The sequence below is a fragment of the Streptomyces sp. NPDC001796 genome (assembly GCF_042892355.1).
In the GTDB taxonomy this organism is placed as follows: domain Bacteria; phylum Actinomycetota; class Actinomycetes; order Streptomycetales; family Streptomycetaceae; genus Streptomyces.
This window is the reverse complement of the sequence record NZ_JBIAUC010000002.1, coordinates 491,121-503,730: the sequence shown is the minus strand read 5'-3', so window position 1 is coordinate 503,730 and position 12,610 is coordinate 491,121. Positions and strand designations below refer to the sequence as shown.

8 protein-coding genes are annotated in these 12,610 nt (G+C 68.9%); 7 read left to right on the top strand and 1 reads right to left on the bottom strand.

Going from position 1 to position 12,610, the window contains the following annotated elements:
• The first annotated feature begins 313 nt into the window (after positions 1–313).
• The 4 genes from ACFYZE_RS05785 (at position 314) to ACFYZE_RS05770 (ending at position 4,132) form a co-directional block, all read left to right on the top strand.
• Positions 314–994, top strand: a complete 681-nt coding sequence (locus ACFYZE_RS05785) for a helix-turn-helix transcriptional regulator (protein ID WP_388989096.1) — start codon at positions 314–316, stop codon at positions 992–994.
• A gap of 43 nt (positions 995–1,037) precedes the next feature.
• Entirely contained in the window at positions 1,038–2,120 is a 1,083-nt protein-coding gene (locus ACFYZE_RS05780) for an inositol-3-phosphate synthase (RefSeq protein ID WP_388989093.1), read from the top strand.
• A gap of 75 nt (positions 2,121–2,195) precedes the next feature.
• The gene (locus ACFYZE_RS05775; protein WP_388989090.1) at positions 2,196–3,458 is read left to right on the top strand and encodes an MFS transporter; all 1,263 of its coding nucleotides are present in this window, start codon (positions 2,196–2,198) and stop codon (positions 3,456–3,458) included.
• Between the two features lie 116 nt (positions 3,459–3,574).
• Positions 3,575–4,132 carry a hypothetical protein gene (locus tag ACFYZE_RS05770; RefSeq protein ID WP_388989087.1) on the top strand — a complete coding sequence of 186 codons (558 nt, stop codon included), beginning with the start codon at positions 3,575–3,577 and terminating at the stop codon, positions 4,130–4,132.
• A gap of 113 nt (positions 4,133–4,245) precedes the next feature.
• On the opposite strand, the gene ACFYZE_RS05765 is transcribed toward ACFYZE_RS05770, so the two are convergent.
• The gene (locus ACFYZE_RS05765) at positions 4,246–5,718 is read right to left on the bottom strand and encodes a CCA tRNA nucleotidyltransferase (protein WP_388989084.1); all 1,473 of its coding nucleotides are present in this window, start codon (positions 5,716–5,718) and stop codon (positions 4,246–4,248) included.
• 240 nt (positions 5,719–5,958) lie between these two features.
• Here ACFYZE_RS05765 and ACFYZE_RS05760 point away from each other — a divergent pair, with 240 nt between their 5' ends.
• The 3 genes from ACFYZE_RS05760 to ACFYZE_RS05750 all read left to right on the top strand — a co-directional run bounded on the left by ACFYZE_RS05760 (position 5,959) and on the right by ACFYZE_RS05750 (position 12,593).
• Positions 5,959–8,385, top strand: a complete 2,427-nt coding sequence (locus tag ACFYZE_RS05760) for a DUF6049 family protein (protein ID WP_388989081.1) — start codon at positions 5,959–5,961, stop codon at positions 8,383–8,385.
• 46 nt (positions 8,386–8,431) lie between these two features.
• On the top strand, positions 8,432–10,750 hold the full coding sequence (murJ, locus tag ACFYZE_RS05755; protein WP_388989078.1) for a murein biosynthesis integral membrane protein MurJ: 2,319 nt from the start codon (positions 8,432–8,434) through the stop codon (positions 10,748–10,750).
• Positions 10,751–10,868: 118 nt separating this feature from the next.
• A complete protein-coding gene (locus ACFYZE_RS05750; protein ID WP_388989075.1) occupies positions 10,869–12,593 on the top strand; it encodes a serine/threonine protein kinase in 1,725 nt (574 codons plus the stop codon).
• Positions 12,594–12,610 lie beyond the last annotated feature (17 nt).

The following is a 12,610-nucleotide window of genomic DNA, read 5'->3' as shown; positions in this document are numbered from 1 at the left end:
TCCCCCCGAAGTACGGATGCGGTCGTTTCGGCATTCACCCGTACTGCACCAAGGACGAGGACGTCCCTCATGGGTCACTCGGTTCCCGGTGGTGTGCATGGCGCACAGACTACGCACCGCCAAATCCTGCCGAGCCCTGAACTTCACCCCAAACCAGGCAACTTGCCTACTACGAATCGGTGATGTGACGCCGTTCACCGCGCCCCCTCTTGTCGCACCCGGAGGGGCGTTCTATCGTCGTGATGTATCGAGTCGATACATCAGCGCGGCATAAAGACCGTGCGGACGGGACAGTGAAAGGAGGGAGGCGCACATGAGCCGGCGTTCCGGGATCCTCGAGTTCGCCGTCCTCGGCCTGCTCCGCGAGTCCCCGATGCACGGCTATGAGCTGCGCAAACGACTCAATACGTCACTGGGTGTATTTCGCGCGTTCAGCTACGGGACGCTCTACCCGTGCCTCAAGACGCTGGTCGCCAACGGCTGGTTGACCGAGGAGCCGGGGAGTGCCCCCGACGACGCGGGCGCTGCTCCGCTCGCCGGGCGGCGAGCCAAGATCGTCTATCGGCTGACACCCGAAGGCAAGGAGCACTTCGAGGAGCTGCTCTCCCAGACGGGTCCCGACGCGTACGAGGACGAGCACTTCGCCGCTCGTTTCGCCTTCTTCGGACAGACGTCCCGTGACGTGCGCATGCGCGTTCTGGAGGGCCGCCGCAGCCGACTGGAGGAGCGCCTGGAGAAGATGCGTGCCTCCCTGGCGCGCACCCGGGAGCGCCTCGACGACTACACCCTCGAGCTCCAGCGCCACGGGATGGAGTCCGTGGAGCGCGAAGTGCGCTGGCTGAACGAGCTCATCGAGAGTGAGCGGGCCGGACGGGACCTCAGGGGTTCCACTGCCGACGGCTCCGCTCCTGGCAGCACATCTGGATCGACGGGCGGCCTGCCCCGGCACCGGGACAGCACCGGGCCGGATCCGTCCGACGACACCACCACGTGAGGCCCGGTCGGGGCCTCACACGTACACACAGGGAGCAACCGGAATGGGTTCGGTTCGCGTAGCCATCGTCGGCGTGGGCAACTGCGCCGCATCGCTGGTGCAGGGAGTCGAGTACTACAAGGACGCCGACCCGGCGTCCAAGGTCCCGGGTCTGATGCACGTCCAGTTCGGCGACTACCACGTCCGTGACGTGGAGTTCGTCGCCGCGTTCGACGTGGACGCCAAGAAGGTCGGCCTCGACCTCGCGGACGCCATCGGCGCCTCGGAGAACAACACCATCAAGATCTGCGACGTCCCGTCCACCGGCGTGACGGTCCAGCGCGGCCACACCCTCGACGGCCTCGGCAAGTACTACCGCGCCACCATCGAGGAGTCCGCCGAGGAGCCGGTCGACGTCGTCCAGGTCCTCAAGGACAAGCAGGTCGACGTGCTCGTCTGCTACCTGCCCGTCGGCTCCGAGGACGCGGCGAAGTTCTACGCCCAGTGCGCCATCGACGCCAAGGTCGCCTTCGTCAACGCCCTTCCGGTCTTCATCGCCGGCACGAAGGAGTGGGCCGACAAGTTCACCGAGGCCGGTGTCCCGATCGTCGGTGACGACATCAAGTCGCAGGTCGGCGCGACCATCACGCACCGCGTCATGGCGAAGCTGTTCGAGGACCGGGGCGTGATCCTGGACCGCACGATGCAGCTGAACGTCGGCGGCAACATGGACTTCAAGAACATGCTCGAGCGCGACCGCCTGGAGTCCAAGAAGATCTCCAAGACGCAGGCCGTCACCTCCCAGATTCCCGACCGGGACCTCGGCGAGAAGAACGTCCACATCGGCCCGTCCGACTACGTGGCCTGGCTGGACGACCGCAAGTGGGCGTACGTCCGCCTGGAGGGCCGTGCCTTCGGTGACGTGCCGCTGAACCTGGAGTACAAGCTCGAGGTCTGGGACTCCCCGAACTCCGCGGGTGTCATCATCGACGCGCTGCGCGCCGCGAAGATCGCCAAGGATCGGGGAATCGGCGGCCCGATCCTCTCCGCTTCCTCGTACTTCATGAAGTCCCCGCCGGTCCAGTACTTCGACGACGAGGCCCGCGAGAACGTCGAGAAGTTCATCAGGGGCGAGGTCGAGCGCTGACGTCGCTCCCGTCCCCGTGCCGGGGTCCCCGGGTCGTCCGCCCGGGGACCCCGCACGTATGTGAGGCTGTGCCCCATGTCCGTCGTGCGCGATCTGCGCGTCCTGCTGCGCTTCAGCGGTTTCAGGCGCCTGCTCGCCGTACGGCTGCTGTCCCAGGGGGCCGACGGCGTCTACCAGGTCGCGCTCGCCACGTACGTGGTCTTCTCCCCTGAGAAGCAGACCTCGGCCACCGCCATCGCCTCCGCCATGGCCGTGCTGCTCCTGCCCTATTCCCTCGTCGGCCCCTTCGCGGGGGTCCTGCTGGACCGGTGGCAGCGCCGCCAGGTCTTCCTCCACGGCAATCTGCTGCGCGCCCTGCTGGCCTGCGCGACCGCCGTCCTGATGGTGAGCCATGTACCGGACTGGCTCTTCTACGTCTCCGCGCTGTGCGTCACCGCGGTCAACCGTTTCGTCCTCTCCGGCCTGTCCGCGGCGCTGCCCCGGGTGGTCGACGCCGAACGCCTGGTGATGGCCAACTCGCTCTCCCCGACGGCGGGCACGCTCGCGGCGACCGCGGGTGGCGGACTCGCCTTCGCCGTACGACTGGTGATCGCCGACTCCGATGCCGCGGTGGTGCTGCTGGGTGCGCTCCTGTATCTGGGATCGGCCCTCGCCTCGCTGAGCCTGGCTCCGCAATCGCTGGGCCCGGACAGGGATGCGGTGCAGCCGCGCCTCGGCGCCGTGCTGGTCGGCACCACGCAGGATCTGGCGGCCGGTGTACGGCATCTGGCGGCACCCCCGCGTCGGGAGGCCGCGTGGGCGCTCACCTCGATGACCCTGATGCGGTTCTGCTACGGCGCGCTGCTCGTTCTGCTGCTCATGCTGTGTCGCTACGCCCTGTCCGCGAACCCGCGCCAGGGGCTGGCCCTGCTGGGACTGGCGCTGGGCGTCTCCGGGGCGGGGTTCTTCGCCGCGGCCGTGCTGACACCGTGGGCGGCAGGGCGTCTCGGTGCCGGCCGCTGGATCGCAGTGTGCGCGGGGTCCGCCGCCGTACTGGAGCCCTCGCTCGGCCTGCCGTTCGCCGCGGGCCCCCTGCTGGCGGCCGCGTTCGTCCTGGGGTTGACCACACAGGGCGCGAAGATCTCTACCGACACGATCGTTCAGTCCTCGGTCGACGACGGCTTCCGCGGCCGGATCTTCTCGGTCTACGACGTGCTCTTCAATGTGGCCTTCGTCGGCGCGGCCGCGGTCGCCGCCTTGATGCTGCCGCCTGACGGCCGATCAGCCGCTCTGGTCGTCATGGTGGCCGTGCTCTACGCGGCAGTTGCTCTGTCTATGTCCCGCTTTGAACGCCAGTAAGTGTCACATCAAGGCTACGGAGACCCAGGCGACTTCAAGGTTGTCAGTGCCGACCTGTAGCTTACGGGCGTCTTATTTCGCGCTATGCGCACCCACGTTCGAGGGGGACCCCGAAAGTGACCACTCCGCCGCCCCAGGGCACGAATCCGTACGCCCAGCAGCCCACCGTGCCCATGGGGCAGCAGCCCGGCCAGCCGGGAGTCGCGCAGCAGCCGTACGCTCCGCAGCAGCCCTATCCGCCGCAGCAGACGTACCCGCAGCAGCAGCCGTATCCCCCCTTCCCTCAGCAGCAGGGCGCACCCGTTCCCCCGTCGGCCGCACCCGCCAAGCGGGGAGGCAAGAAGGCGCTGCGGATCATAGGCGCCGTCGTCGCCTTTGTCATCATCGCCCTGCTGAAGTTCGGCGCCGGATTCGGCCTGAGCTGGTTCCTCAACCGCGACGACGCGGAGACCACGTCGGTGGGAGCATGCATGCACAACGACGGCACGGACTCCAAGGCCGACCTCAAGGAGGTGGACTGCTCGTCCAGCAGCGCCCAGTACAAGGTCGTCCAGAAGTTTGACGGCAGCAGCGATGAAAACAAGTGCCAGGACGTCAAGGACGCGACGATCTCCTACATCCAGTACGGCGGCGGCCACGACATCGTGCTCTGCCTGAACGAGCTCAAGAAGTAGACCGACCCACGGCAAGCATGGAGGGGCGATGTTTCACGTGAAACATCGCCCCTCCATGCTTGCCGTGGTGGCGTTCCGGGGTCATGTTTCACGTGAAACATGACCCCGTCCCCTCATTCGTCGCCCTGCTCGGCCCACCACTCCTTGAGCGCGGCCACCGCTGCGTCATGCCCCATAGGGCCGTTCTCCAGACGCAGCTCCAGCATGTGCTTGTACGCACGACCGACCACGGGCCCCGGACCCACCCCCAGGATCTCCATGATCTGGTTGCCATCCAAGTCGGGGCGGATCGCGTCCAGCTCCTCCTGTTCCTTGAGCTGGGCGATGCGCTCCTCCAGGCCGTCGTACGCCCGGGAGAGCGCGGCCGCCTTGCGCTTGTTGCGGGTCGTGCAGTCCGAGCGGGTCAGTTTGTGGAGGCGGTCGAGGAGCGGGCCCGCGTCACGGACGTACCGGCGCACCGCCGAGTCCGTCCACTCTCCCGTGCCGTAGCCGTGGAAGCGCAGGTGCAGTTCGACCAGACGGGAGACGTCTTTCACCAGGTCGTTGGGGTACTTCAGCGCCGTCATCCGCTTCTTGGTCATCTTCGCGCCGACCACCTCGTGGTGGTGGAAGGAGACACGGCCGTCCTTCTCGAAACGGCGCGTCTTCGGCTTTCCGATGTCATGCAGCAGCGCGGCGAGCCGCAGCACCAGATCGGGGCCGTCCTGCTCAAGCGCCATCGCCTGCTCCAGGACGATCAGCGTGTGGTCATAGACGTCCTTGTGCCGGTGGTGCTCGTCACGCTCCAGCCGCAGGGCGGGCAGCTCCGGCAGAACGTGATCGGCGAGCCCTGTATCGACCAGCAGCGTCAGCCCCTTGCGCGGGTAGGCGGACAGGACCAACTTGTTCACCTCGTCCCGTACGCGTTCGGCGGAGACGATCTCGATGCGCCCGGCCATCTCCTTCATGGCCGTGACGACCTCGGGAGCCACCTCGAAGTCCAGCTGGGCCGCGAAGCGGGCGGCCCGCATCATCCGCAGCGGATCGTCCGAGAACGACTCCTCGGGGGTGCCCGGAGTGCGCAGCACCCGGGCCGCGAGATCGTCGAGCCCCCGGTGCGGGTCGATGAACTCCTTCTCGGGCAGCGCGACGGCCATCGCGTTGACCGTGAAGTCACGCCGGACCAGATCCTCCTCGATGGAGTCGCCGTACGACACCTCGGGCTTGCGCGAGCTCCGGTCATAGGCCTCCGACCGGTAGGTCGTCACCTCGATCTGGAAGCGTTGGACTGCGTCTCCGACGCGGGCGTCCTTCTGGGCCCCTACCGTGCCGAAGGCGATCCCCACCTCCCATGTGGCGTCCGCCCACGGCCGCACGATCTTCAGGACGTCTTCGGGGCGGGCGTCCGTCGTGAAGTCCAGGTCGTTGCCGAGCCGGCCGAGGAGGGCGTCCCGCACCGAGCCACCGACCAGAGCGAGCGAGAAGCCCGCTTCCTTGAAGCGGCGGGCGAGGTCGTCGGCGACAGGGGAGACCCGCAGCAGCTCGCCCACGGCGCGCTGCTGTACCTGACTCAGGGCACGGGGATTGTCTTCGTTGGCGTTCGGCACAACAGAAAAGGGTACGTGTCCCGGGCGGTGGCGGGCGCCCGCATTAAAGCTCCACAAGCGTTCCGTGAACGACCGGAAACAGTGCGTCGCGATGAGCCTGCCAATCCGCGCAATGACGGGACGGCCCCGCTCGCTTTCCGATCTTGTGGTGCGGACCCCGGCACTTCCCTTCCGCGCGCATCGTTACCATGCGGGGACGCACATTCCGACGACCACTGACGACGAGGGACGGGCGAGCGCGTGGCCGAGGCGGCAGACTTCCAGGGGATGAGTTCCTCACCTGCCCGCCGGTGGCTCCGGCGCACCGGAGCCCTGCTCGCGGGCGCCCCCCTGCTGGCCGGCCTGCTGCAGCTGCCCGCCGGCCCGGCCGCACACGCCGCCGTCAGGAGCGCCGCGGTGGAGGCCGGCAGCTCCCGAGCGGTCAGTATTTCCCTCGACTCGCTCAGCCCCAGCGTGCCGACCGATGGCGACACCCTCACCGTCTCCGGCACGGTCACCAACAACGGCAAGCAGGCCGTCACCGACGCCCACGTGGGCCTGCGCGTCGGCCAGGAGCTGACCAACCGCGCCTCCATCGACAACCTCGCCCGGCGCACCTCCTACCTGCCGGGCGTCGACGGCACCGAGGTCGGCGGCAAGTACGTCGAGAAGTTCGCCCAGCTCGCGCCCGGAGCCACCCAGGAATTCAGCATCTCCGTGCCCGTCAAGGAGCTGGACCTCGGCTCCGACGGGGTCTACCCGCTCGGCGTCTCGCTCTCCGGCCGGACCGCCGCGCAGCCCGACGAGCAGGTGCTCGGCATCAAGCGGACGTTCCTGCCCTGGCAGCCCGACGACGCCGCCACCAAGACGCAGACCACGTTCCTGTGGCCGCTGGTCTCCGATGTCCACATGACCGCGGAGACCCTCCCCAACCAGCAGCAGACACCCGTCTTCCAGAACGACGACCTGGCCAAGGAGATCGCCCCGGGCGGCCGTCTCTCCCAGCTCCTGTCACAGGGCAGGAACCTCGACGTCACCTGGGTGATCGACCCCGACCTGCTCGCCTCCGTGGACGCGATGGCGGGCAGCTACAGCATCAAGGGTGGCGGCGACCAGGTCACGGCAGGCAAGAGCCAGGCGGTCGCCAAGCAGTGGCTCGCCGACCTTCAGAAGGCGGTCCAGAACAAGGAGGTCGTCGCTCTGCCCTACGGCGACCCCGACCTGGCCTCGCTCGCCCACAACGGCAAGAACGTCACCGGCTCCCTCAGCCACCTCAAGGACGCCACGGACGTCGCAGCGAGCACCGTGGAGACCATCCTCCACGTGAAACCCGACACGGACTTCGCCTGGCCCGTGGACGGCGCGATCGACCCCTCCATCATCAAGGTCGCCACCTCTGCCGGCGCCGACAAGGTGATCGCCGGCAGCGGCAGCCTCCAGGAGACCCGCGGCCTGTCCTACACGCCCACCGCCGCGCGCCCCATCGGGGGCGGCACCACAGCGGTGGTAGCGGACGACGGCCTGTCGACCGCCTTCGACGGCGACATGACCTCGGCCCGGAACTCCACCCTCGCCGTCCAGGATTTCCTGGCGGAGAGCCTGATGATCAACCTCGAGGAGCCGGACAAGCAGCGCAGCATCGTGGTCGCTCCCCCGCGGATGCCGTCCGCGAGCCAGGCCCAGTCGATGGCGGAGGCGCTGACGGCCCTGCAGGGCAGCCACTGGTCGGAGTCGGCCGATCTGTCCGCGGCCGCCAAGGCCAAGCCGGACCCGGATGCCACGACGAAGGTGCCGGCCGCGTCTCGCTACCCCTCCTCGCTGCGCAGGCAGGAGCTTCCGCAGTCCGCGTTCGAGCAGATCGAGAACACGCAGGACAAGCTCGACAGCTTCAAGGTGATCCTGACCGACCCCGCACGCGTCGTCACCCCCTTCGGGCGGGCCATAGACCGCGCGATGTCCACCTCGTGGCGCGGGCACGCCTCCGACGCCTCGGCCTTCCGTCAGGGCGTGGAGTCGTACCTCGACGGGCTCACCGCCCAGGTCCGGCTGATCGAGAAGTCCGAGACGAAGCTCTCCGGCCGCAGCGCGACCATCCCCGTGACGGTGCAGAACAATCTCATGCAGGGGGTCGACCACCTGGTCCTGCGGCTCACCTCCCAGCAGCCGACGCGTTTGAAGATCGGCAACGGCCCCTATTCCGAGCAGCCCATCTCCGTCTCGGGCGGGCACAGCCAGTCCGTGAAGTTCACCACCACGGCCAACGCCAACGGCCGGGCCGCAGTCGTCGCCCAGCTCTTCACCGAGGACGGGCAGGCCTACGGCCCTCCGATCACCTTCGATGTGAACGTCACCGAGATCACTCCCACCGTGATGCTCGTCATCGCCGGTGGTGTCCTGCTCCTGGTGCTCGCCGGGTTCCGCATGTACACCCAGCGCAAGCGCCTGGCCGCACGGCAGGCCGAGGAGGAACAGCAGGACGACCCGCAGGACGCGGACGACAAGGGTCTGAACAAGGCCGCCGACGGCACCGTAGACACTGGGGACACCGCAGGATCCGCGACGGCACCCGCACAGGAGTCGGATGCGGAGACCGGGGCAGACGACCCGGAGCACCCGAGTGACCCGGGGCCGGACACCGCACCGGAAAGCACCGACCCGTCCGGGACGGGTGAGAGAGTGGACCGTTGAGCGATGTCGTGGCCAAGGGCCCGGGGACAACGAGGTGGGGTAAACCATGAACGCGCCGTACGACGGTGACCGCGAGGAGGGCGCCGTGGGCAGGTCGGGCTACCCCGAGGGCCCGCCACCGCACCAGCCCGGTCAGGTACCGCCGCAGCCCCCGGCCGACATGTACCTGCAGGACGCCTACCACCAGGACCCCTACCAGGCGCACGACCTCTCCGCTCAGGACCCGGTGACCGAGGCGCTCTACGACCGCGCCGCGCACCCCCCGCCGCCCCCCGGCCCGTACCAGCCGCAGCAGCCCCTGTACGCCCAGCCGCCGACGCCGCGGTACACCCCCGACCCTCACGTGTGGGCCCAGCCGCCGGCGCCCGAGCCGGAGGGACCGTCGCAGTACCTGCCGTACGGCGACGACCCCCGCACCACCCAGTTCGTCGGCGTCGACGACCTCGTCACCCAGGCCGGTGAGGAGCGCCACGAGCCGGACGCCTTCGCGCACCTGTTCAGGGACCAGCAGCAGGGCGGCACACAGCCCTACGTGCGGCAGCCGTCCGTACCGGGCCCCGCACCGGCTCAGGGCCAGGGACCGGCCGAACCGTACCCGGCACCCGCCTACGCCCAGGCGTCCCCGCAGGAGCGGACGTACGCCGCCCCCTCACCGGCGGCTCCTGCGGCACCGGTGGTCGCGCCCGAGGCGACCGCCGAGCCCACCGCGCCACCCGCGCCCGAAGGGAAGAAGGGCGGGCGGGCCTCGAACCTGCTGAAGTCCAGCGCCGTGATGGCGGCGGGCACGATGGTCTCCCGGCTCACCGGGTTCATCCGCTCGGCGCTGATCGTCTCGGCGCTCGGCGTCGGTCTCCTCGGCGACACCTTCCAGGTCGCCTACCAGCTGCCGACGATGATCTACATCCTCACCGTGGGCGGTGGCCTCAACTCCGTCTTCGTGCCGCAGCTGGTGCGCGCGATGAAGGAGGACGAGGACGGCGGCGAGGCGTACGCCAACCGGCTGCTGACTCTGGTCATGGTGGCGCTCGGTGGACTCACCGTGGTCGCGATCCTGGGGGCGCCCTTCCTGATCCGCCTGCTGTCCGACTCGGTCGCCAGCGACCCGGCGGCCAACGAGGTCGGCGTCACCTTCGTCCGTTACTTCCTGCCCTCGATCTTCTTCATGGGCATCCACGTGGTGATGGGGCAGGTTCTCAACGCGCGGGGGAAGTTCGGCGCGATGATGTGGACCCCGGTCCTGAACAACATCGTCATCATCGTGACGCTCGGCGCGTTCATCTGGGTGTACGGCAGCGCGGCCAACTCCGGGATGAAGGTGACGAACATCCCGCCGGAGGGGCAGCGGTTGCTCGGAATCGGCGTGCTGCTCGGCATGGTCGTACAGGCTCTGGCGATGATCCCGTACCTGCGCGAGACCGGGTTCCGGCTGCGGCCGCGCTTCGACTGGAAGGGCCATGGCCTCGGCAAGGCCGCGACGCTCGCCAAGTGGACCGTCCTGTTCGTCCTCGCCAACCAGGCGGGCGCGCTCGTCGTCTCACAGTTGTCCACCTCGGCGGGCAAGCACTCCCCGGTCGACGGCACCGGCTTCGCCGCCTACGCCAACGCCCAGCTGATCTGGGGGCTCCCGCAGGCGATCATCACCGTCTCCCTGATGGCGGCCCTGCTGCCGCGCATCTCACGCTCGGCCGCCGAGGGCGACGGGGGAGCCGTCCGCGACGACATCTCGCAGGGCCTGCGCACCACGGCCGTCGCGATCGTGCCGATCGCGTTCGGGTTCGTCTCGCTGGGCATCCCGATGTGCACCCTGATCTTCGGCTCGTCGGGCACCAGCGAGGCCACCAACATGGGCTACATGCTGATGGCCTTCGGCCTCGGCCTCATCCCTTACTCCGTGCAGTACGTCGTGCTCCGCGCCTTCTACGCGTACGAGGACACCCGCACCCCCTTCTACAACACGGTCATCGTGGCCGCCGTGAACGCGGGGGCCTCCGCCGTCTGCTACTTCGTCCTCCCGGCCCGCTGGGCCGTGATCGGCATGGCGGGCTCCTACGGCCTCGCGTACGCGATCGGCGTCGGTGTCGCCTGGGCCCGGCTACGCAAGCGGCTGGGCGGCGACCTGGACGGCGCCCGGGTGCTGCGGACGTACGCACGGCTCGGCATCGCCTCGGTGCCGGCCGCTCTGCTGAGCGGAGCGGCCTGCTACGAGATCGGCCACACGCTGGGGCAGGGGGTGGCCGGCTCGCTGGCCGCGCTCGTCGGCGGTGGCGTCCTGCTTCTCGGTGTCTTCTACGTCGCCGCACGCAAGATGCGCATCGAGGAACTCAACTCAATGGTCGGCATGGTCCGCGGGCGCCTGGGGCGCTGAGGCGGGGGTACGCGCACAACCATTGTCCGCCGCCGTGTGTCGTGCATAACGGCGGACTGTGGGCACAATTGGTTTCTGCGTCGGACAGCGCGCAACGGATGGGGAGGCAGGTACGACGGTGGCGGAACGGAGCACGGCTGCCGTCGACGTGGCAGACAACAGCGGTGACGAGCCGCTGACCGCCAAGGCGGACCAGTCCACGTCCGACGGGGTGGCCCAGGACCGGGAGCGGGACACGGACAGCGACGAGCCGCAGGGGAGCGGCGGGACCGAGCGTCCCGGGAAGGCCTCACCACCCGAACTGCACAGCGGCCACAAGCTCGCCAGACGCTACCGTCTCGAGGAGTGCGTCACCCGTCTGGACGGATTCAGCAGCTGGCGTGCGGTGGACGAGAAACTTCGCCGCGCCGTCGGTATTCACGTCCTTCCCTCGGACCACACCAGGGCGCGTTCGGTGCTGGCCGCGGCCCGCTCCTCCGCGCTGCTCGGCGACCCGCGATTCGTGCAGGTCCTGGACGCGGTCGAGGAGAACGACCTCGTCTATGTCGTGCACGAATGGCTGCCGGACGCCGTCGAACTGACCACGCTGCTCGCCACCGGACCGCTGGAAGCGCACGACGCCTACCAGATGGTCACCCAGGTGGCCCAAGCCATGGCCGCCGCCCACCGCGAGGGCCTCTCCCATCTCCGGCTGAACCCCGGCACGATCCTGCGCACCTCCTCCGGCCAGTGGCGCATCCGCGGCCTCGCGGTGAACGCCGCCCTGCGCGGCATCAGCTCCAACACCCCGCAGCGCACCGACACGGAGGCCATCGGCGCACTCCTGTACGCCGCCCTCACCCAGCGCTGGCCCTACGAGGACGACGCCTACGGTCTGTCCGGGCTGCCCAAGGGAGTCGGCCTGATCGCGCCGGACCAGGTCCGCGCCGGCGTGCACCGCGGTCTGTCCGAACTCGCCATGCGGGCGCTGGCCAACGACGGTGCCACCGCCTCCCGCCACGAGGCTCCGTGCACCACGCCCGAGGAACTGGTCAAGGCGATCGGCGAGATGCCCCGCATCCGCCCGCCGGAGCCCTCGTTCACAGCGCCGCCCGACTACCAGCGCACGACGTACCAGCAGGGCACGTACGGCCGCCCCGCGGCCGGCCCGGGCATCACCCAGCCCGTGCAGGCCCCGCCGCCCCCATTGCAGAGCCGCACGGGCAAGGCCCTCAAGTGGGCGGTCTCCGCGCTGCTGATCGCGGCACTGGGCCTGGGCAGCTGGCAGTTGGCTGAAGCCCTTATGGACCAGCGCAAGAAGTCGGACAACACGAACCAGACCCATACGACGGACGGGAACGACAAGAACGGCGGCATCACGCCCAGTCGGCCCACCACCCAGATCAAGATTCAGGGGGCGCAGGAGTACGTCGCGAGTGGTGACGCGCAGGCACCCGAGGACGTGAAGAAGACGTACGACGGGGACAGCTCCACCTACTGGCGGACCAAGCGCTACAACGACGGTCCCGAGCTGGCGCCCTACAAGCCCGGTGTGGGCATCGTCTACGACCTCGGCTCCGCCAGGAAGATCGCTGCCGCGTCCATAGGGCTCCGCTACCCGGGCAGCCACACGACGATCCATCTCTATGCAACGGACTCGCTGTCCCCCTCCACAGGGGTCGAGGGAATGACGGAGATCGGAACCGCCACCACGAGCGGTACCTCTCTCACTGTGAAGGCGACCAAGTCGTTGAAGACGCAGTACGTCCTGCTGTGGATCACCGCTGTGCCGATGGCGCCGAGCGACGGCTACAGCGGAGCCGGCTACAAGCAGGCCATCACCGACGTGAAGTTCACCGGCTGAGCATTCATCAAGGGGAG